Source organism: Streptomyces sp. NPDC051133 (assembly GCF_040682635.1).
Classification (GTDB): Bacteria; Actinomycetota; Actinomycetes; order Streptomycetales; family Streptomycetaceae; genus Streptomyces.
Genome location: NZ_JBFBBK010000001.1, coordinates 280,184 through 299,726 on the forward strand (window position 1 = coordinate 280,184; position 19,543 = coordinate 299,726).

Annotated in this window: 18 protein-coding genes; 11 read left to right on the forward strand and 7 right to left on the reverse strand. The window is 70.2% G+C overall.

The features are described 5' to 3' along the window. Positions 1–4: 4 nt before the first annotated feature. The 7 genes from AB0N17_RS01295 (at position 5) to AB0N17_RS01325 (ending at position 7,275) form a co-directional block, all read left to right on the forward strand. Positions 5–943, forward strand: coding sequence for a J domain-containing protein (locus AB0N17_RS01295; RefSeq protein WP_366008970.1), 939 nt, complete (start codon positions 5–7; stop codon positions 941–943). After that, positions 940–1,314, forward strand: a complete 375-nt coding sequence (locus AB0N17_RS01300; protein WP_366008971.1) for a chaperone modulator CbpM — start codon at positions 940–942, stop codon at positions 1,312–1,314. The genes AB0N17_RS01295 and AB0N17_RS01300 overlap by 4 nt, the downstream gene beginning before the upstream one ends. Continuing rightward, positions 1,305–3,944, forward strand: coding sequence for an ATP-dependent chaperone ClpB (gene clpB / locus AB0N17_RS01305; protein ID WP_366008972.1), 2,640 nt, complete (start codon positions 1,305–1,307; stop codon positions 3,942–3,944). The genes AB0N17_RS01300 and clpB overlap by 10 nt, the downstream gene beginning before the upstream one ends. Next, positions 3,941–4,387, forward strand: coding sequence for a thioredoxin (gene trxA, locus AB0N17_RS01310; RefSeq protein ID WP_366008973.1), 447 nt, complete (start codon positions 3,941–3,943; stop codon positions 4,385–4,387). Before clpB ends, trxA begins: the two co-directional genes overlap by 4 nt. 5 nt (positions 4,388–4,392) lie before the next feature. Continuing rightward, a complete protein-coding gene (locus tag AB0N17_RS01315; RefSeq protein WP_366008974.1) occupies positions 4,393–4,656 on the forward strand; it encodes a UBP-type zinc finger domain-containing protein in 264 nt (87 codons plus the stop codon). Further along, positions 4,656–6,470: an FAD-dependent oxidoreductase gene (locus tag AB0N17_RS01320; protein ID WP_366008975.1), complete on the forward strand. Its 1,815-nt coding sequence runs from the start codon at positions 4,656–4,658 to the stop codon at positions 6,468–6,470. The genes AB0N17_RS01315 and AB0N17_RS01320 overlap by 1 nt, the downstream gene beginning before the upstream one ends. Before the next feature lie 412 nt (positions 6,471–6,882). Then, positions 6,883–7,275, forward strand: coding sequence for a DUF2267 domain-containing protein (locus AB0N17_RS01325; RefSeq protein WP_366008976.1), 393 nt, complete (start codon positions 6,883–6,885; stop codon positions 7,273–7,275). Between the two features lie 432 nt (positions 7,276–7,707). On the opposite strand, the gene AB0N17_RS01330 is transcribed toward AB0N17_RS01325, so the two are convergent. The 3 genes from AB0N17_RS01330 to AB0N17_RS01340 all read right to left on the reverse strand — a co-directional run bounded on the left by AB0N17_RS01330 (position 7,708) and on the right by AB0N17_RS01340 (position 10,639). Continuing rightward, positions 7,708–8,379 (reverse strand): enoyl-CoA hydratase-related protein, encoded by a 672-nt coding sequence (locus AB0N17_RS01330; protein WP_366008977.1) that lies wholly within the window; start codon positions 8,377–8,379, stop codon positions 7,708–7,710. Positions 8,380–8,506: 127 nt separating this feature from the next. Continuing rightward, positions 8,507–9,550 (reverse strand): hypothetical protein, encoded by a 1,044-nt coding sequence (locus AB0N17_RS01335; RefSeq protein ID WP_366008978.1) that lies wholly within the window; start codon positions 9,548–9,550, stop codon positions 8,507–8,509. Positions 9,551–9,622: 72 nt separating this feature from the next. Beyond that, complete coding sequence (locus AB0N17_RS01340; RefSeq protein WP_366008979.1) at positions 9,623–10,639, reverse strand: alcohol dehydrogenase catalytic domain-containing protein; 1,017 nt, start codon at positions 10,637–10,639, stop codon at positions 9,623–9,625. Between the two features lie 162 nt (positions 10,640–10,801). Between AB0N17_RS01340 and AB0N17_RS01345 the strand changes: the two genes are divergently transcribed. Then, positions 10,802–11,374 (forward strand): TetR family transcriptional regulator C-terminal domain-containing protein, encoded by a 573-nt coding sequence (locus tag AB0N17_RS01345; protein WP_366008980.1) that lies wholly within the window; start codon positions 10,802–10,804, stop codon positions 11,372–11,374. 62 nt (positions 11,375–11,436) lie between these two features. Here AB0N17_RS01345 and AB0N17_RS01350 read toward each other — a convergent pair whose 3' ends face one another. From AB0N17_RS01350 to AB0N17_RS01365, 4 genes are all read right to left on the reverse strand, one after another. Further along, on the reverse strand, positions 11,437–13,788 hold the full coding sequence (locus tag AB0N17_RS01350) for a SpoIIE family protein phosphatase (protein ID WP_366008981.1): 2,352 nt from the start codon (positions 13,786–13,788) through the stop codon (positions 11,437–11,439). Positions 13,789–14,322: 534 nt separating this feature from the next. Next, on the reverse strand, positions 14,323–15,312 hold the full coding sequence (locus tag AB0N17_RS01355; RefSeq protein ID WP_366008982.1) for a cytochrome d ubiquinol oxidase subunit II: 990 nt from the start codon (positions 15,310–15,312) through the stop codon (positions 14,323–14,325). Next, entirely contained in the window at positions 15,309–16,724 is a 1,416-nt protein-coding gene (locus AB0N17_RS01360) for a cytochrome ubiquinol oxidase subunit I (RefSeq protein WP_366008983.1), read from the reverse strand. The genes AB0N17_RS01355 and AB0N17_RS01360 overlap by 4 nt, the downstream gene beginning before the upstream one ends. Positions 16,725–16,902: 178 nt before the next feature. Continuing rightward, positions 16,903–17,406: a hypothetical protein gene (locus tag AB0N17_RS01365; protein ID WP_366008984.1), complete on the reverse strand. Its 504-nt coding sequence runs from the start codon at positions 17,404–17,406 to the stop codon at positions 16,903–16,905. 268 nt (positions 17,407–17,674) lie between these two features. On the opposite strand from AB0N17_RS01365, the gene AB0N17_RS01370 reads away from it, so the two are divergent. The 3 genes from AB0N17_RS01370 (at position 17,675) to AB0N17_RS01380 (ending at position 19,515) form a co-directional block, all read left to right on the forward strand. Continuing rightward, entirely contained in the window at positions 17,675–18,196 is a 522-nt protein-coding gene (locus tag AB0N17_RS01370) for a sigma-70 family RNA polymerase sigma factor (protein ID WP_366008985.1), read from the forward strand. 10 nt (positions 18,197–18,206) lie between these two features. Next, positions 18,207–18,998 (forward strand): hypothetical protein, encoded by a 792-nt coding sequence (locus AB0N17_RS01375; RefSeq protein ID WP_366008986.1) that lies wholly within the window; start codon positions 18,207–18,209, stop codon positions 18,996–18,998. A gap of 184 nt (positions 18,999–19,182) precedes the next feature. After that, positions 19,183–19,515, forward strand: coding sequence for a GntR family transcriptional regulator (locus AB0N17_RS01380; RefSeq protein WP_366009150.1), 333 nt, complete (start codon positions 19,183–19,185; stop codon positions 19,513–19,515). Positions 19,516–19,543 lie beyond the last annotated feature (28 nt).

A 19,543-nucleotide genomic window follows, 5' to 3' on the forward strand; every position in this document is an offset into this window, starting at 1 on the left:
GGCCATGGCACGCGACTTCTACGAGGTTCTCGGGGTCCCGCGAGACGCCGACAAGGACGAGATCCAGCGGGCGTTTCGCAAGCTGGCCCGCAGGTACCACCCGGACGTCAACAAGGACCCCGAGGCGGAGGAGCGGTTCAAGGAGATCAACGAGGCCTTCAGTGTCCTGTCCGACCCCGACCAGCGGGCCCGTTACGACCGCTTCGGCGAGGACTTCCGGAAGGTCCCCGAGGACTGGGAGGAGCGGGTCGGTGCCGGCGCGGGACCCGGCGGCGGCTTCCGCTGGTCCACCGGGGGCGGCCCCCGGGTCCGGTACGCCACCAGCGGCTTCGGCGCGGAGGACGTCGACGTCGAGGACCTGTTCGGCTCGTTCTTCGGGGGCGCCGGACGCGTGCGTGTCCCCGGAGCCGACCAGGAGGCCGAACTGCCGCTCACCGTCGAGGAGGCCTACCGGGGAGGCCGTCGCACCGTCACGCTCGCCGGTCCCACAGGGCAGCCGCGGCGGTACGAGGTCGACGTGCCGCCGGGTGTCACCGACGGGCAGCGTATCCGGCTGGCGGGCGAGGGCGGCCGGGGCAACGGTGACGCCCCCGCGGGAGACCTGTACCTGCGGGTGCGGATCCAGCCGCACCCCCAGTTCCGCCTCGACGGCCGGGACGTGTACGTGCAGCTTCCGGTCACCCCCTGGGAGGCCGCGCTGGGTGCGACGGTTCCGGTGCCCACGCCGAGCGGGGAGACGGCGAAGGTGAACGTGCCCCCGGGCTCGTCCAGCGGCCGGCGGCTGCGGCTGCGCGGTGAGGGCATGCCGAACCCGCGCGGCTCGAACGGCAACCTCTACGCCGAGCTCCGGATCATGGTGCCGCCCAGGCTCAGCGACCGGGAGCGCGCACTCTTCGAGGAGCTCGCCGCCGTCTCCTCGTTCGAACCCAGGAGGACACGATGAGTGACCCACGCGCCGAGGCGCGCCAGGCGTCTCGGCCGACGGCTCCCGCGCCGGCACGCGTCCGGTACGCGATCGTGCCGGTGCCCAGGCTCTCCCTGCAGACCGTGGCCCGCCGCTCCGGGGTCCATCCCGACCTCATACGCCGGTTCGTCGCTCTGGGCCTGATCGAGGCCGAGCGTGACGCCTCCGGAGGGCTGGTGTTCGAAGCCACGGCCCCGGCGGCTCTCGCCCGTATCCAGCGGCTGCGCACCGGACTCTGCCTCAACTACGCATCCATCGGCCTGGTGCTCGACCTGCTCGACCGCATCAGCCTGCTCGAAGCCGCCCTGCGCGGCCGCGGCACGAGGAGTGAAACACCCCCATGGACATGAACCGTCTCACCCAGAAGTCGCAGGAAGCCCTCCAGGAGGCCCAGAGCGCGGCCGTCGGCTTGGGGCACACCGAGGTCGACGGGGAACACCTGCTGCTCGCGCTTCTCGATCAGGAGGACGGTCTGATCCCGCGGTTGCTGCAACAGGCCGGCACCGAGCCGAAGGAGCTGCGTGCGGCCGTGCGCGAGGAACTTTCCCGCCGCCCGAAGGTCACCGGTCCCGGCGCGGCACCCGGCCAGGTCTTCGTCACTCAGCGCCTGTCCCGGCTGCTCGATGCCGCCGAGCGGGAGGCCAAACGCCTCAAGGACGAGTACGTGTCCGTGGAGCACCTCCTGCTCGCCCTGGCCGAGGAGGGCTCGGCGACCGCCGCCGGGCGCCTGCTCAAGGAGCACGGCGTGACCCGGGATTCGTTCCTGAGCGCCCTCACCCAGGTCCGCGGCAACCAGCGGGTCACCTCCGCCAACCCCGAAGTGGCCTATGAGGCTCTGGAGAAGTACGGCCGGGACCTTGTCCTGGAGGCTCGGTCCGGGCGGCTGGACCCGGTCATCGGCCGTGATGGGGAGATCCGCCGCGTCACCCAGATCCTCAGCCGCAAGACGAAGAACAACCCGGTCCTCATCGGCGATCCCGGCGTCGGCAAGACCGCCATCGTCGAGGGCCTGGCCCAGCGCATCGTCCGCGGCGACGTCCCCGAGGGGCTGCGCGACAAGACGGTGTTCGCTCTCGACATGGGCTCCCTGGTCGCCGGCGCCAAGTACCGCGGCGAGTTCGAGGAACGCCTCAAGGCCGTCCTGGCCGAGGTGAAGGCCGCCCAGGGCCGCATCCTGCTCTTCGTCGACGAACTCCACACCGTGGTCGGCGCGGGCGCCGCCGAAGGGGCCATGGACGCGGGCAACATGCTCAAGCCGATGCTCGCCCGCGGCGAACTCCACATGATCGGCGCCACCACCCTCGACGAGTTCCGCAAGCACATCGAGAAGGACGCCGCTCTCGAACGCCGTTTCCAGCAGGTGCTGGTCGACGAGCCGAGCGTGGAGGACACCATCTCCATCCTGCGCGGACTGCGCGAACGTCTGGAGGTCTTCCACGGCGTGAAGATCCAGGACACCGCACTGGTCTCCGCGGCCACCCTCAGCCACCGCTACATCACCGACCGGTTCCTGCCCGACAAGGCCATCGACCTCGTCGACGAGGCGTGCGCCCGGCTGCGTACCGAGATCGACTCGATGCCCGCCGAACTCGACGAGATCACCCGCCGCGTCACCCGCCTGGAGATCGAGGAGGCGGCCCTGTCCAAGGAGACCGACGCCGCCAGCAAAGCCCGCCTGGAGGAACTGCGCAGGGAACTGGCCGACCTGCGCGGCGAGGCCGACGCCAAACACGCCCAGTGGGAGGCCGAACGGCAGGCCATCCGCCGCGTGCAGGAGCTGCGCCAGGAACTGGAGCAGGTCCGTCACGAGGCCGAGGAGGCCGAACGCGCCTACGACCTCAACCGCGCCGCCGAACTCCGCTACGGCCGCCTCCAGGACCTGGAGCGCCGGCTGAAGGCCGAGGAGGAGCAACTGGCCGCCAAGCAGGGGCAGAACCGGCTGCTGCGCGAGGTGGTCACCGAGGAGGAGATCGCCGATATCGTCGCAGCCTGGACCGGCATCCCCGTCGCCCGTCTCCAGGAGGGCGAACGGGAGAAACTGCTGCGCCTCGACGAGATCCTGCGCGAGCGCGTCATCGGCCAGGACGAGGCCGTCAAACTCGTCGCCGACGCCATCATCCGCGCCCGCTCCGGCATCCGCGACCCGCGCCGCCCCATCGGCTCGTTCATCTTCCTCGGCCCCACCGGCGTCGGGAAGACCGAGCTGGCCAAGACCCTCGCGGCGGCCCTGTTCGACTCCGAGGAGAACATGGTCCGCCTCGACATGAGTGAGTACCAGGAGCGGCACACCGTCAGCCGGCTCATGGGCGCACCACCCGGATACGTCGGTTACGAGGAAGGCGGCCAGCTCACCGAGGCCGTACGCCGCAAGCCGTACTCGGTGGTGCTGTTCGACGAGATCGAGAAGGCGCACACCGATGTCTTCAACACCCTGCTGCAGGTCCTCGACGACGGCCGCATCACCGACTCCCAGGGCCGCACCGTCGACTTCCGCAACACCGTGATCATCATGACGTCGAACATCGGCTCCGAGCACCTCCTCGACGGCGCCACCGCCGAGGGCGAGATCAAGCCGGACGCCCGCGCCCTGGTGATGGGCGAGCTGCGCGGGCACTTCCGCCCGGAGTTCCTCAACCGCGTCGACGACATCGTGCTGTTCAGGCCGCTCGGTGAGCGGCAGATCGAGCGGATCGTGGAGCTGCAGTTCGACGAGCTGCGCCGCCGACTCGCCGAACGCCGCATCACCGTCGAACTCACCGAAGCGGCCCGGGAGTTGATCGCCCACCAGGGCTACGACCCGGTGTACGGGGCCCGGCCGCTGCGCCGCTACATCTCCCACGAGGTCGAGACGATGGTCGGGCGCGCCCTTCTGCGCGGTGACGTCCAGGACGGCGCGACGGTCCGCGTCGACGCCGAACACGGAGAGCTGGTGGTCACCTACGACCAGCCCGAGAAGGTGGAAGGAGCGCGGGCGGCATGAGCGCGACGCAGGCGACGACCGTCAGGTGTCCCCACTGCGGGCGAACCAACCGGGTGCCCGTGGCCGCGGAGGGCCGCCCCACGTGCGGCCACTGCAAGCGGCCCCTGCCGTGGATGGTGGACGCGGGCGACGACGACTTCACCGAGGTCGCCGAGCGGGCCGACGTCCCCGTCGTGGTCGACCTGTGGGCCACCTGGTGCGGCCCCTGCCGCATGGTCAGCCCCGCACTGGAGAAGGTCGCCACCGAACTCGCCGGCCGAATCAAACTCGTCAAGGTCGACGTCGACAAGAACCCGCGACTGTCGCAGCGTTTCGAGGTCCAGGCCGTACCGACACTGCTGATCCTCGACCAGGGCGAGACGGTCGCCCGGCAGGCGGGGGCGGCGCCCGCCCCCGTTCTGCGCCAATGGGTGGAACAGTCGCTCACCGCCCGGAAAGGGTGATCCGGATGACCCTGCACGCAGACCCCCACCTCGCGCTCGTCCGGCCGGTCCGGCCGCTGACCCCAGAAGGGTGTCAGGAGTGTCTGAGGCTCGGCTCCCCCTGGGTCCACCTGAGGCTCTGCCTGACCTGCGGGCACGTCGGCTGCTGCGACTCCTCGCCGAACAAGCACGCGCGCAAGCACGCAGCCGCCGTCGCCCATCCGATCGTGCAGTCGTTCCAGCCCGGCGAGGAATGGCGCTGGTGCTTCGTTCACGAGGCGTTCGTCTGATGTCCGGCGACCGGTCGCTGCCGCGCGAAGACCCGGTGCCGGAGAAAGCGGACGAGGCCGCCTTCTGGGAGACCCCGGACATCTACGGCGCGTATCCGCGCCTCACGGAGGACCAGATAGCGCGTCTGGCGGAGCACGGGCAACGCCGGGACATCGCTCCGGACGACGTGCTGATCCGGGAGGGGGAGCGCTGCGAGACGTTCTTCGTCGTGCTCAGCGGTTCCGTCGCCGTCGTCGAGGACTACGGCACTCCCGAGGAGCACGTGCTGCGCGTGCACGGCCCCGGTCGCTTCATCGGCGAACTCGGCCTGCTGTACGGACAGGTGGCCTTCTACACCGCTGTCGCCAGGGAGCCGGGCGAGGTGCTCGTCGTCTCCTTGGACCAGTTGCGCCACCTGGTGTCCCGGGACTCCACCATCGGGGACGTCGTGCTGCGCGCCTGTCTGGGCCGTCGCGCGCTGCTCGTCGGACAGGGCGCCGGCTTCCGCATCATCGGTTCGCGCTACTCGCCCGACACCAGACGGCTGCGCGAGTTCGCCGTCCGCAACCGGCTGCCGCACCGCTGGATCGACCTGGAGACCGACGAGGAGGCCGAGGAGCTGCTGCGCCGATTCGGCGTCGGCCCGGAGGAGACACCACTCGTCATCTGGCGGGACACCACCCTGTTGCGCAACCCCAGCAACGCGGAACTGGCCCGGCTCATCGGCCTGCCGTCACTACCCGCCGGAAACCGTCACGGCGACGTCCTCATCGTAGGCTCCGGGCCCGCCGGCCTCGCCGCCGCGGTGTACGCCGCCTCCGAGGGCCTGAGCACCACGGTGGTGGAGGCAATGGCCACCGGCGGCCAGGCCGGCACGTCGTCCCGCATCGAGAATCTGCTCGGCTTCCCGTCCGGCATCTCCGGCGCCGAACTCACCGAACGCGCCGTGCTCCAGGCCGACAAGTTCGGCGCAAGCATCAGCCTTCCGCTGGAGGCGACCGGTCTCCATCCCAAGGACGAGGACCACTACGTCGTGGCGTTCGCCGACGGTAGCGAGATCGCCGCCCGCGCCGTCGTCCTGGCCATGGGTGCCCGCTACCGCCGGCTCCAGGTGCCCGGCATCGAACGCCTGGAGGGCACGAGCGTGCACTACTCGGCGACCGTCTACGAGGCCCAGCAGTGCCGCACCGACCCGGTGGCCGTCGTCGGCGGAGGCAACTCGGCGGGCCAGGCGGTGCTGTTCCTCGCCGGGTACGCGCCGAAGGTGCACCTGCTGGTCCGAGGAGCCGCCCTTGAGGCCAACATGTCCCGCTACCTGATCGACCAGGTCGAGCGCCATCCGCGGGTGGAGGTCATGCTGCACACCGAGGTCACCGAGGTCATCGGCCGGGAAGTGCTGGAGGAGCTCGACGTGGTCGACAACCGCACGGGCGGGCACCGCCGGCTCGCGGTACGGAGCCTGTTCGTCTTCACCGGGGCCGACCCTCACACCGAGTGGCTCGCCGGCAGCATCGCCCTCGACTCCCGCGGCTTCGTCCTCACCGGGCCGGATGCCCAGGAAGCCTGCGCCTGCCCCGAGGTGTGGCACGGCCGCGGGCGCTCGAGCATGACCCTGGAGGCCAGCCTGCCCGGGGTCTTCGCGGTAGGGGACGTGCGCAGCGGCTCGGTGAAGCGGGTGGCCTCCGCGGCCGGTGAGGGCGCGATGGCCATCCACTTCGTGCACCGGCACCTGGGGCACTCCGCCGTACCCGGCACCACGGGCACGTCCGCTGTCGCGGGCCACTCCGACGTCTCCCCACGCATACGTCACAAGGAGTCCGCATGGCTCGCATGACGAATGGCGGACGATGAGATCACGAGAAGGAAGAAGGAGGTGATGGCGATGGCCATGCCCGTCCGGCGCCACCGCGGTGGCGGCCTGCGGGAAGGCCCGTCTGGGCACCCAACCCCGTCAATCCCCTGGTCTGGTTCGACGACGCCTCTCGCGGACGTGCCGGAGTGCAGCGGCTGAGACGCGAGCGCGACGGCTTGGGGGACCCATCCGGCACTGCAGCCGGGCCGGCGAGGCTCGACATCCCTCACGGCGGCCGAGACGCGCTACGTGGCTCCCCACCGTCGGTGGTTTTTCCTGCCTTTCTCGCTGACCTGGCGGCAGCTACGCGCCGGCGGACGGACCCGGCCGCGGCCCGACGGCGCACCGGGCGATGCCCATGACCAGCGGTGACCGAGGCAGAAGGAAGTCGGCCATGAAATACGACGGATTCCTCGCCCGTGTGCGCGAGCGAGGCGAATACAACGACCAGGACGAAGCCGCGGACGTCACCAACGCCGTGCTGGAAGTGCTGGCCCAACGGATCAGCCCGGGAGAGGTCAAGGACCTCGCATCCCAGCTGCCCGGCCCGCTGGGACAAGTCCTGGACCATGCCGCGCCGCAGCAGGCGCGAGGCTTCGGGATCGAAGAGTTCTACCGCCTGGTCGCCGAGCGCACGCATGCCCGGCCGCGTACGGCGCAGTGGGACGCCAGCGCGGTGCTGACCACCGTCGCCGACGCGGTCACCGGCGGAGAGCTGAACCAGATCATCAGCCAGCTCCCGTCCGGTTACGCGGTCCTGTTCGGCAAGGCCGACCTCGCGGACTGAGCCCGTGAGGCACGGTGTTGTCGAGGGTGTTGATCGTCTGCGCCGGCGCCACGGCTGTGTCCTCCGGCTCTTGCGGTGACGGAGGACCCGGAGCATCCCACGGCCGTGTGGCGCTTCCGGCTGGCTCGCCACGCAGGGAAGGGCGATGGAGCTGGTCCGTGAGGCGGGTGGTGGGTCATGAGTCCTGCGCGTCCCTCGTTCGCGAACTGGCCGTGCTCCATCGCGCGGACCGTGGACGTACTCGGCGACGCATGGAGCATCCTGCTCCTGCGGGAGGAAGTCGTCGTTCGCTGGTGTGACTTCTGCTGCTGCGCCTGTTCCTCGTCCGGGTCCGGCACTGGAGCCGTCAATTGGGCTACGGGCGCTGCGGGTCGCCCGGGGGTGTGGAGTCTTCGTGCCCCGTCCGGGCCGGTGGCTGCCCCCGGCGCGGCGTCAGCCCAGCGGGTTGGTCGTGTCGCGGAGCGCGGTGAGGACCGGGGCGTACATGCGCGCCTTGATGGTTCCGAGGCTGTCGCCGGCCTTGCCCGCGTGAGCCTGGGCAAGGTCGAGGGCGGCGGCGCGCAGGGTGGCCTCGTCCGCGGCCTGATCGACGATTCCGGCGGCGGCTGCTTCCTGGCCGCCGAAACGACGGGCGGAGACCATGGCATGGTGAGCCGTCTGCGGGCTCAGCCGGGACTGGATGAGGGCGGACATGCCCGGGGTGAAGGGGATGTTGATGTCTGCCTCGGGCAGGCACCAGAAGCCTCGGTCGGCGCGCATGAGGCGGAAGTCGTGGGCCAGGGAGAACATGGCTCCGGCGGCGAACGTGTGTCCCTGCAGCGCGGCGACGGTGATCAGTGGGAGGGACAGGAGCCGTGCGAACAGGGCGTGGACGGACGTGACGTAGTCGTGGTGCTCGTCGCTGTGCGCGGCGAGCCAGTCGAGGTCGAGTCCGTTGGAGTAGAACTTGCCGGTCGCGGCGGTCACCAGGGCGCGGGGGCCTTCCGGCTTCTCCACCTCGTCGAGGGCCGCGTCGACCGAGGCGATCCAGTCGGGGTGGAAGCGGTTCTCCCCGTCACCGAGGTCGAGAACGAAGACGGCGTCATGGCGGTCGAGCGTGGGCATGGTGGCTCCTCTGGAGACGGTTCGGTGGGGAAGGGGCACGTAGGCCGCGGTGGAGTCGGGATCTGCTGGGCCGCGGACCGGGGCTGCTGGGCGTCTGGGATGTGTCTCTCCGCCGCAGTAGCGGAAGTCAGCTGGGACGTGCTCTCCGAGCCCGGTGGTGCAGGGTGGCCGCGCCCAGCAGGCCCAGCGCGAGGGTCGCACCGGCGAGGAGGATTCCGGTGAGGGCCGGCCCTCCGGGGAGTGCGGACGCGTGTACCCAGCGGATGGCGAAATTGGTGCTTGCCGCTATGGGGAAGCTGAAGATCCACAGGCCCGGATGGAACACGGGCTGGCGTAGCTCGGGGAGGAGGAAAACGACCAGGAGGACGGTGAAGAGCAGGGTGCCGGCGAAGCCGTAGCCGACGGCGTCGAAGACACCCTTGTGGGCGGCGGTCCAGGCGATTCCGCCGGTCGCGGGGGGAATGGTCAGCACGGTGAGGGCCGGGCGGGCCGGTCCGGGCAGGGGGCCACCGGTGACGAGGCTGCCGAGGATGACGGTGCCGAAGGCGAGCCAGTACAGCAGCCCCACGGCGAAGGCCGCGTCGGCGACGCCGGGCAGCCTGAGCGTGGAGGCCATGGCGCTGGCGACGAAGGGTGCGGAGGAGACGGGCAGCAGGTAGCCCGGGTGCAGAGTGGCACTGCTCAGGGCGCCCGTGAGCCAGTGGGCGAGCAGGCGTGCGGCGATCAGGGCGGCCACGGTGAGGAACACCGCGTAGGCCCAGCGTGCCCCGGTGAGCCCGAACCGGGAGAAGTGGCCGGCGATCAGCATGCCGATGATGGGGACGTACCCAAGGGCGAAGCCCTGGCCGGGATGGCGCAGGTCGTGGCGCAGGTTGCGCCATCGGGTCCCGCCATGGCTCAGGTACTGGGCCAGCAGCACCAGCCAGATGAGACCGCTGACGGTGAACAGCGCGTCGCTGACCTGCAGAGCGGGGGGAAAGGTGGTCGCCGCCGCCTGCCAGGCTCCGCCGAGGCCGGCTGTGCCGAGAGAGACGGAGAGCAGACCGATCCTTGCGGCGCGGGTCGCGTGGCGACCGCTGGCGTCGGAGACGGTGTCGGTGGCCGTCCGCGCCCGCCCGCTGTCACGCGGGGCCGTGCCGGTGTGCTCTGTCGTGTCGACCATGTCGGTCATGGGGAACCTCTAGGGGAATGCCGAGGGCGTGGGCCGGGACTCGTCCGCCCTGTGGCGCAAGTCGCGGCGTGGTCAGGCGGCCATGTCCAGGACGACCCGGAAACGGGCCTTGCCCGAGAGCATCCGCTCGTAGGCGTCCATCGCGTGAGTGAAAGGCATGGTCTCGGTGGAGGGGCGGATGCCGTGGGCGAGGCTGAAGGCGAGGTTGTCCTCGTTCTGGATCGACGATCCGGTCAGGCTGCCGACGATGCGACGGGTGCCGAAGATCAGGTCGGCTGTGGCGACCGTCAGAGGGTCGGGGGCTGCGCCGACCACGACCAGGCTGCCGCCCGGGGCCAGTCCGCGGGCCAGGGGGTTCATGGACGTACCGCTGGACGCGGTGGCGACGATGAGCGATGCGCCGCCCAGGTCGGCCAGTGCCGTGCCGGGGTCGGTGCCGGTGCTGTCGATGTACTCGTGGGCGCCGAGCTCCCTGGCGAGTTTCTCCTTCTCCTGGCCGCGGGCGATGGCGGCCACGCGGTATCCGAGGCTTCGTGCGTACTGCAGGGCCAGGTGACCCAGTCCGCCGATCCCCTGCACGGCGACCAGCGCGCCCGCGCGGGCAGGGGCCTGCTGGAGTGCAGTGAGGGTGGTCAGCCCGGCACACAGCAGCGGAGCCGCCTCGACGGCCGGCATGCCGTCGGGGATGCGCACCAGTCCGCTCGCGCGGGCGTACGTCACCTCCGCGTATCCGCCGTCGATGGTGGTGCCGGTCTGTTCCTGGTTCAGGCAGTTGACGAAGTCGCCGCGGCGGCAGGGCTCGCACTCCCAGCAATGTCCGTTCAGGAAGCCGACGCCGACGCGGTCGCCGGGCCTCCAGGCGGTGACACCCGCGCCCACGGCATCGATCACGCCGACGATCTCGTGGCCGGGAACCACTGGATGGGACGGGTCGGGGCGCAGTCCCTCCACGGCCAGCACATCGGAGTGGCAGACACCGCACGCCTCCACCCGGAGGCGGACGTGTCCGGGCCCCGGCTCGACCAGCTCGCGCTCGACGAGCCGGAGCTGGTGGACGCCGGTGGCCTCGAATGCTCGGTACGCGGACATGACGCATCTCCTCGTTGCTGCCTCTGCCGGCACGGGGAGGGCCGAGGACTTGGGACGGGGCTTACTTCAATATGACCGGTCACTTTAAAATTCGTCAAGCGGTGCCTGGGTTTGACCCGAGGCAAGGTGACCGGACATATTGACCTTCGAGGTGGTGGTGAGATGGCACGCGCGTCCAAGCGCGAGGAGATCGCGCAGGCAGCCCTGGAGCAGTTCCGTACACGGGGCTTCAACGCCACGGGCATCAGCGACATCACCGCGGCGGCGGGGGCTCCGAAGGGCTCGTTCTACAACCACTTCGCCAGCAAGGAGGAGAGCGCCCTCGAGGCGCTGAGCCGCTACGCCGCAGGGTTGCGGTTCGACCTGCTCGACACGCCAGGACGCCCAGCGCTGGAGCGGCTTCGGGCGCACTTCGAGTTCCTGGGTGCGGACACCGTCGACAGCGGCTTCGCCGGCGGATGCCTGGTCGGCAACCTCGGCGCCGAGGTGGCGGACCACTCCGAGGAGATCCGCTCCGCCGTCCAGGGCGGCTTCCAGCGGTGGGCCACGCACATCCGGCAGGTGCTCACCGAAGCCAAGGAAGCAGGAGAGCTGAATGCCGCTCTCGATGTCGAAGAGGCCGCGCTGTTCATCCTCAGCGCCTGGGAGGGCACGCTGATCGCTGCCCGTGCGGACAAGTCCTCCGCTCCCTTGGACGCCTTTTTCCGCATGGTCTTCGACGTCCTTCTGCGCTGATCCCCGCTGGGGTCCGCTGAGGACTCGCAGGCGGCGCACCACGATTCCTGGTCGGAGGGGCGCTACGGGTGCTGTGACGGGAGGGCCTGCTCGGTCCAGACCGTCTTCCCGTCGTTGGTGTAGCGGATACCCCAGTTCTGCGCGAGCTGCGCGCAGATGAACAGGCCGCGGCCGCCTTCGTCGACCGTGCGTGCGTGGCGCAGCCGCGGGGCGGAGGTGCCGGCGTCGTGGACCTCGCAGGTGAGCTTCCGGTCGTTGATGAGGCGCAGGTGCACGGGCGGTGCGCCGTACCGCAGGGCGTTGGTGACCAGCTCGCTGACGATTTCCTGCGTGTCGTAGACAGCGTCCTCGTCCACGCCCCAGCCGACAAGTTGGCGCCGGGCGTGGCGCCGCGCGAGGGCGGGGGCGGTGGGTTCTTCGTCCAGCGGCCAGGTGGCGACGCGGTCGGCGGGGAAGGGGTGGGTGCGGGCGAGGAGAAGGATGGCGTCGCCGGGAAGAGCATCGAGCCGGAGCCGGTAGAGGATGTCGTCGCACAGGTCCTGCAGGGGCCGGTCGGTGTCGGCGAGCAAGCGCTGGAGTGGCTGCGTGCCGCTTGTGCCGCCCTCGGGCCGTGCTGCAGACAGGAGCGAGGTCGTGTAGAGGGCGAGGACCTCTCGGTCGGCCAGAGTGACGACGGTGGTGGCGTACGGGGGTCCTCCTCCGCCGCCGAGGGCACCACCGGCGGCCAGCTCGACCACTCGGGTGCTGGAACCGGGGCCGGCGACGACGGGCGGCGGGTGTCCGGCGGAGGCGATGGTGCACGTATGAGTGAACGGGTCGTAGAGCACGCACAGGCACGTCGCGCTGAGGGGCTGGCTGCGCAGGGGGTCGCCGAGTGGCAGCGCTCTCCGCTCGCACGCGAGACGTGTCATGGTGTCGTCCAGCCGGGCGAGGAACTCGTCGGGTTCCAGGTCCAGTGAGGCGAGCGACTGCATGGCGGTCCGCAGCTGACCCATGGTGACGGCGGTGTGGATGCCGTGGCCGGCGACTTCCCCGACGACCAGGGCCGTACGGGCGCCGGGCAGGGCGCAGGCGTTGGACCAGCCACCCGCGCCCCGGTCGTCGGCCACGTACAGGTCGGCGGTCTCGATCGCCGTCTGCGACGGAGGAGCCGGGGGCAGCAGATGGCGCTGCAGTGCCGCTGCGATGGTGTGCTCGCGGGTGTAGCGGCGGGCGTTGTCGATGCTCAGGGCGGTGTGCGTGGCCAGTTCCAGGGTGAGGGCGAGTTCCTTCTCGTCGAACCCGCCGGATCGCCGGGTGCGATAGAGACTCAGCAGCCCGAGCACCTTTCCGCGCAGCGTCAGCGGTGTGACGAGCAGGGCGCGTGCGCCGGATGCGCGAATCGCTTCGGCCCGCGCCGGATCGGCCGCCAGCCAGGGAGTTTCGGGGCCGAGGGCAATCGTGCGCGGCTTGAGGTCGCTCAGCGCCTGCGCGTACGGGGTCGGGAACGGCAGCGCGCGGACGTCTCCCACCGGATGCGCCCGGGCCTGCTGATCTCCGCCACCGTTCGCGAAGGCGGCCCGGCGCAGCGGCACGTCCCGTCCCAGAGGGCTCAGCGGTGGTTCTTCTCCGCGCACCAAGGGCTCGACCACTTCCACCACGGCGATGTCGGCGAACCCGGGGACCAGTGCGTGGACCAACTCCTGGCAGGTGGCCACCACATCCAGGGTTTGTCCCACCCGCTCCCGGACGGCATACAGGGCCTGGACTCCGCGGCGCGCCTTCTCCTGATCTGTCACGTCGTGCGCGATGACCACCGCCCCCGGTGCGTCGCGCAGGGGCAGCACCGAAACGGTGTGCGTGTGCTGGGGATCATTCTTCGGGGCCGTCCGCATGACGTGGTCCGTCGCCGACATACCGTCCGCCATGGCCTGGCGCAGGATGTGCTCCAGTTCGTCGGGGGATGCAAGGGGCCACGCATCGGTGAGGGGGTGTCCTAGCATCTGCCGCGCGCTCGCGCCGGACAGGGCTTGGGCCGCCGCATTGGCCGACACGACGTGCAACTCCTCGTCCACCACGAACAGAGCCCCTGCCATGTGAGCGCACAGCGCCTCGAGCACCGCGCTCTCGATGCCGGGCACCATCCCGTCCGCAGATGGGAGGAAGATCCCCCACGCCACCGAACCGTCGTCCCGCAGCACCGGTCGCACACACAGGCCACCGTCGGTGGCGCCCACTGCAACATCACGCAGACCGTCATGCCTGCAGCGCTCCACGTCACCACCGCCCGGCGCGGGGACAGGGCTGACCAGGTCGGTTGCCGGCCGCCCGACCACCTCGCCCGCCGGACGCCCCCACAACTCCTCCGCCTGGTGGCTCCACTGCACGACCACGCCCCCGCCGTCCACGACCATCAGCGGCGTATCACCGGCCATGGGAACCACCTCCGCCTTCCAGCTTGCCCGGCTGCCAGACGCTGCGCCGCTGCGGATCGGCACCCAGCCGCGGCTCTGCACGAAGCGCGGTACAAGCAAACCCCTACGCCCTCCACCGGCGGACCGCAACGAACCCGCGCACCAGCGCCGACCACGCGGGGTGTACCGGCGGATACTCACTGTCTACGCCGGTTCCGACTGCGCCTGCAGCGTCCCCGGGCCGGCCGGCCAATCGATGGCCCTTCGGCCACCGCCGCCTGGCATGACTGAGCAGGAGACCGACATGAACACGTTGCTCGCACAGGTCCTCGATGCCCATGGTGGCCTCGACCGCTGGAACGGACTCACCACGGTCCGCGCCACCATCGTCAGCGGTGGCGACATGTTCGTCATCAAGGGGATGCCGCAGGACCTCACCCCCCGGGAGATGACCGTCTGGCTGCACGAACAGCACGCCTCCGTGATGCCGTTCGGCGCTCCCGACCAGAAGACCTGGTCAAGCTCCAGACGGGAGCCTGCCGGGCAGGGGCCCTCTCAGCCGAGTTTCCGGCGCAGTTGCAGGACGTACAGCACCAGGAGTGAGGGGGTGATCAGTGCGGCCGCGACGCAGGAGATCACAGTCAGCACCCACAAGGTGGCCGACGGAGCCCCCGCCTGTTGGATGACCAGATGGGTGCCCAGGAGGTAGGGGTACTGCGCCACGCCCCACCCCGCGACGACAGTGGTGATCGCGATCACGGCCATGCCGCGTACGAGGACGGTGCGGGCCCTGCGCAGCAGCAGGAGTGCGGTGAGACCGCAGAGGACGGAGACGGCCAGGAGCGGTGCGCCCACCGTGGCCAGTCGGTGGAACAGGCGCGGCGAGTCCGAGTGCAGTACGAACACTCCCGCCAAGGCCACCAGTCCGGCTGCGACGGCCGCTGCGAAGGCCCGCTCGCGGAACGCCTTCTCCAACGGCTCGTCCCCACGGCGCTGTGCCTGTCCCGTGAGGAAGACGGCCGCGAGATACGCGCAGACCACGACGGCGAGGACACCGCCGAGGACGGATGTCGGGTTGACCCAGCTCGACAGGGGGTCACCGTGGCCGTCCGTGGGTACGCGGCCGGAGGCGATGCCGCCGGCCACGGTGCCGAAGAAGAACGGCGTGAGCACCGAGGAACAGGCAAAAGCGGTACCGGTCAGCTGTTCCGCCCGGCCCTCGGGCAGTGCGTGGCGGAAGGCGAACCCCGCTCCTCTCGTGACGATGCCCAATGCCGCCAGCCCCAACGGAATGTAGAGCGTCGTGGTGATCGCGGCGAAGGCTTGGGGGAAACCCGTCCAGAGCGTGACGAGACAGAAGATGAGCCACGTGTGGTTGGCCTCCCACACCGGGCTCAGCGAGAGATTGATCAGCTCGCGTGTGCGGCGCCCGCGTTCGGGGCCGCCGGCCGTCAGGTCCCAGAAGCCGGCGCCGTAGTCCGCCCCGCCGAAGAGGGCGTAGGCGATGACGCCGATGAACAGGATGGCGGCGATCAGGGTGCTCACCGGCGGTCAGCTCCGTCCGCGTGGTCCGTCGACGCCGGTGCCGGATAGGGGCCGTACGGCACCGTGACGGTCTCGGGGTCGTGCTCGGACCACTTTCTGCGCATGGTGCGCAGGACGAGGAGTGCGCCGATGCCGACGCAGAGGTAGATGGCCAGGACGCTTGCGAACAACGGCCACAGGTTGCCCTGGGTCGCCACCGCGTCCCGGGTCAGCAGGACACCCACGACGGTCCAGGGCTGGCGGCCGACCTCGGTCACCACCCATCCGCTCTCCAAGGAGGCCAGGGAGACCAGCCCGGCCACGCCGGCACCGCGCAGGAACCAGCGGTTCGTGGGCACCTCGTGCCGCCGCCACCAGCACCACGCGAACCACAGGGACAGCAGGAGCAGCAGCGAGGCGGTTCCCACCATGACGTCGAAGGCCAGATGCACGACATTGACCACCGCGTCGTCGGGACGGACCGGCGCGGGGATGGCGTCGAGGCCACGGATCGTGGTGGACGGTCTGAAGCCGGCCAGCAGTGATGCCACGTCGGGAATGGGGAGGCCGTAGCGTACCGCTCCGTTGACGATGACGCCGCCGAGCGTCTCGGGGACGTGGTCGGCGGTGGACGGCACGAGTTCGAGGGCGGCGAACTTGGCCGGTTCCCGGTCGAACACCTGGCGGGCGATCGTGTCACCCACCAGGAACTGGAGCGGCATGGCGATCGACGCCACGGTGAAGGGCACCAGGAAGCCCAGTCGGTGGTAACGGTCCTGACGCCCCTTGAGCAGTCCCCAGGCGTACACCCCGGCGACCATGAAGCCCGCGACGATGTATGCCGCGAGCAGCATGTGCACCATCTCCCACCAGAAGGCGCCGTTGAAGAAGACCTTGGACGGGACCACCTCGGTGACGCGTCCGTTCCTGACGGTGAAGCCTCCTGGCTGGTTCATCCAGCTGTTCGCCGCGATGACGGCCGCCGTCCCGCCGACGCCGGACAGCGTGACCACCACGCCAGTGAGGAAATGCGGCCACGGCGGCAGCCTTGTCCAGCCGTAGATGTAGATGGCCGTGAAGATGGCCTCGAGGAAGAAGAACAGTCCCTCGACGGCGAAGGGAAACCCGAACGCCGCGCCGTACGTGCCCATGAGCCCGGGCCAGAGCAGGCCCAGTTCGAACGTCAGAACAGTGCCCGAGACGGCCCCGACCGCGAACAGTACGGCAGCCACCCGCGACCAGCGTTGCGCCAGGAGCAATGCCTGCTGATCGCCGTACCGCAATGCGCGGAAGTGGCAGATCAGCATCATGAAGGTGAACGCGACTCCGAAGGGCACGATGATGATGTGGAAGCCCAGGGTGAAGGCCATCTGCTCACGCGCGGGAAGGAGCTGCGGCGGGTCGGCGGCCCCGAGCAGAGAGGGCATCAGCATGGGTTCTCTTTTCAGCCCGGACGGTAAGAGCCGGCTCGCGGGTCGTCGGGGTCGGGGTCGGGGTCGGGGTGTCGAGCGTGACGCGTACGGCGAGGTGCGGTCTCTCTACGGCCATGACGATCCGACTCGCCATGTGTTCACGTCGGAACGCTAATCAGCGGGCCGGACACGGTCCGCTTCAACGAGTGACGACCTCGCGCTTTTGCACCGATAGGGCCAACGGTTCGAGCGCCATCCAGCCGAAGCGGTCACGACCATGGGAGCACCGAGGGCAGTCCTCGTTCACGCCTCCGAGACGGGACTGCAGGCGCTCACGCTGCGGCTTCACCACGTAGGCAGGATCCTTCGTGGATCTCACGCCGGCCTCGAAGGTGCCGAAACGCTGCAGCACACTGCCTGCGAGCAGGGCCAGTCCGCCCACCGCGGCGGCCACCCGGCTGCGCCGGGCAAGGTTCATCGCCGTGACCGCTCCGCCCAGGGTGAGGTACTCGGCCGCCCTGCGCAGGCGATGCGGCCGGCCGGTGGTGTACGCCTCGGTAACGACCCCGGGACGCCGGTCGATGAGCCGGGAGGCGACGACCTGGGCAGCCCTCCCACACCCAGGTGATACGGGTGTCTGAGCGGGCTGGTCGGGGCATTCGGCATCGCTGATGGTTGCTGCCCGGTCGTCCCCGGGTGCCATCTACTGGTCTCCCGGAAGCTCGCAGGCGTGGGTCCCCGACCAGCATGGAGCGCGCGCCCGCGGAACACCTTCGTACCGGTCGCAAGCCTTGAGCTGTCACACGCGGCAACCTGCGGTGACCTGCGATGACCTGCGATGACCTCTGTCGTTCGGCACTGCCGCGTACCCTGTGCGAGCTGCTGGGGGCCGGCACAAAAATTCTTCGGACTCTCGCGTTGCACCTTCACCGGTGGTGGACACGTAGGGGCGGAAGCAGCGAGAGGAAGCCATGGCCATCGACAGCGAGGACGAGTTCACCGATGTCTACCGCGCTCATTACGAGGACGTGCTGCGTTTCGTCCGCCGTCGTGCTCACCCGATGAACGTGGACGACATCGTCGGTGAGACGTTCCTCGCCGCGTGGCGTCGTCGTAGCGAGCTGCCGGAGGACCCACGTCCGTGGCTCTTCGGCACCGCGCGCAACGCGATGCTCAACGCCCACCGCGGGCAGCGCCGCCAGACGGCTGTCGCGGTGCGTGTCATGGAGCACGGCGGCGACGACGGATATGACGGTCTGGCCCGGGCCGAGGAGCGGATGGACCTGGTGGCCGCCTGGCGGCAGCTGTCGGCCGCCGACCAGGAAGTACTGGCGCTCCATGTCTGGGAGGGCCTCGCGGACCGGGACGCGGCCACCGTGCTGGGCTGCTCACGCGCGGCCTACACGATGCGCCTGTCCCGCTCCAAACGCCGCCTGGCCAAGCTGTTCGGCCCGACCGGCCGGACCACTCCCGCTCCGGCTCCGGCGCACTGAAGGAAGAGACGTGAACGATCACGAGAAGAACCTCCCCCGGTTGCTGGCCGCTCTGGACGCTGCTCCCGTCCGCGAACTGACCGAAGCCGAAAGCAACCGCAAGGAAGATCTGTTGCGCACCGTGATGAACAGTGCGACGTCCACCTCGCAGCCGGCCTCCCCGCCCCGCCGCCGTCACACGTGGCTCTGGGTGGCGGCCGGAGCCGTCACCGCCGCCGCGGTCGTGGCCGTCGTGGGTCAGCCCGTGCTCAGCCCGCCCGCCTCGGGGGTCCTGCCCGCAGCGGAGCTCGCGAGCTGGACCGGCACCCCGAGCCGTCCGGCGGCCACCTCGCCCGAGTCCGTCGCCGCCGAGAAGTGGTGCGTCAAGGCCCTTGGCAGCGACTACTCCGGCACGTCGGTCTCGTACGCCAACCTCGACGTGCGCGGCTCGGTCACCTCTGTGGTCGTCACCGACGGGAAGACCGTCTCCTACTGCCTCACCGACAAGACCGGCCACGGCATGGCCGAGGTGATCGACCCGGTCAGGACGCTCGCCGGCAACGCCGTCGAGGTGGACTCGGCCGGCGGTCACGGCGAAGGGAGCACCGGCCTGAACTACCTCGTGGGCTCAGTGGGATCGGATGTCAGGGCCGTAACCCTGCACGACGGCGGCCGCACCATCGAGGCCACCATCGAGAACAAGCGGTTCACCGCCTGGTGGCCGTCCGCCGACCCGTCCGGCAGCGCCGGCAAGGTCGACATCACCCTCAAGAACGGCTCCACCCGGACCGTCTCCGGCGACTCCATCTTCCCGAAGGACTGAAGGGCCGACGCGGCCGGCCGCTCCGACCTCACAAAGCGGCCGCCCGGCCGAGCCCCCGAACATCTACTGCTTCGTCACCCGCCTCGCCCGGTCCTCCGCCCTCCGCGCGTCAGCCGGCTGCACGACTGATGGAGATCCTTGGGCGTCGCGGACGCCGGCGCCCGACCGGTCCGCAGGACACGCTCTGCGGCTCGGGCCGCTGATGCCCAGGGACCAGTTGCCGACGGCCCGAGAGGTCGTCTCGGCCAGTGCGGTCAACGCGAACACAGTGCTCAAGGCATACCGGGAATCGGAGCGTGAAGGACTGGTCACGACGCAGCCCGGGCGGAACACATTCGTCCAGCCTTCGGCCCTCACCCGCGCGCGTGTCACCCCGAGCACCGCGCTCGTCCGCGATCCAGACGCATGGATGGACCGGGCGGCCACAGCCAGCCTCGAACGCGAAAGGTCACCGCGCTGGTCGCCACGCCGGTTCACGCATGCCTCTCGCGGGTGGCCACCGACGCACACGCCATGAACCACAAGGAGATCAGTTGAACCAGGTC

What these genes read in the sequence shown, in the direction of transcription:
- AB0N17_RS01300 (WP_366008971.1), top strand. Translation starts at nt 940, where the DNA reads ATGAGTGACCCACGCGCCGAGGCGCGCCAGGCGTCTCGGCCGACGGCT.
- AB0N17_RS01350 (WP_366008981.1), bottom strand. Translation starts at nt 13,788, where the DNA reads ATGGCCGGTGATACGCCGCTGATGGTCGTGGACGGCGGGGGCGTGGTC.
- trxA (WP_366008973.1), top strand. Translation starts at nt 3,941, where the DNA reads ATGAGCGCGACGCAGGCGACGACCGTCAGGTGTCCCCACTGCGGGCGA.
- AB0N17_RS01370 (WP_366008985.1), top strand. Translation starts at nt 17,675, where the DNA reads ATGGCCATCGACAGCGAGGACGAGTTCACCGATGTCTACCGCGCTCAT.
- AB0N17_RS01340 (WP_366008979.1), bottom strand. Translation starts at nt 10,639, where the DNA reads ATGTCCGCGTACCGAGCATTCGAGGCCACCGGCGTCCACCAGCTCCGG.
- AB0N17_RS01320 (WP_366008975.1), top strand. Translation starts at nt 4,656, where the DNA reads ATGTCCGGCGACCGGTCGCTGCCGCGCGAAGACCCGGTGCCGGAGAAA.
- AB0N17_RS01330 (WP_366008977.1), bottom strand. Translation starts at nt 8,379, where the DNA reads ATGCCCACGCTCGACCGCCATGACGCCGTCTTCGTTCTCGACCTCGGT.
- clpB (WP_366008972.1), top strand. Translation starts at nt 1,305, where the DNA reads ATGGACATGAACCGTCTCACCCAGAAGTCGCAGGAAGCCCTCCAGGAG.
- AB0N17_RS01315 (WP_366008974.1), top strand. Translation starts at nt 4,393, where the DNA reads ATGACCCTGCACGCAGACCCCCACCTCGCGCTCGTCCGGCCGGTCCGG.
- AB0N17_RS01325 (WP_366008976.1), top strand. Translation starts at nt 6,883, where the DNA reads ATGAAATACGACGGATTCCTCGCCCGTGTGCGCGAGCGAGGCGAATAC.
- AB0N17_RS01360 (WP_366008983.1), bottom strand. Translation starts at nt 16,724, where the DNA reads ATGCTGATGCCCTCTCTGCTCGGGGCCGCCGACCCGCCGCAGCTCCTT.
- AB0N17_RS01345 (WP_366008980.1), top strand. Translation starts at nt 10,802, where the DNA reads ATGGCACGCGCGTCCAAGCGCGAGGAGATCGCGCAGGCAGCCCTGGAG.
- AB0N17_RS01365 (WP_366008984.1), bottom strand. Translation starts at nt 17,406, where the DNA reads ATGGCACCCGGGGACGACCGGGCAGCAACCATCAGCGATGCCGAATGC.
- AB0N17_RS01335 (WP_366008978.1), bottom strand. Translation starts at nt 9,550, where the DNA reads ATGACCGACATGGTCGACACGACAGAGCACACCGGCACGGCCCCGCGT.
- AB0N17_RS01295 (WP_366008970.1), top strand. Translation starts at nt 5, where the DNA reads ATGGCACGCGACTTCTACGAGGTTCTCGGGGTCCCGCGAGACGCCGAC.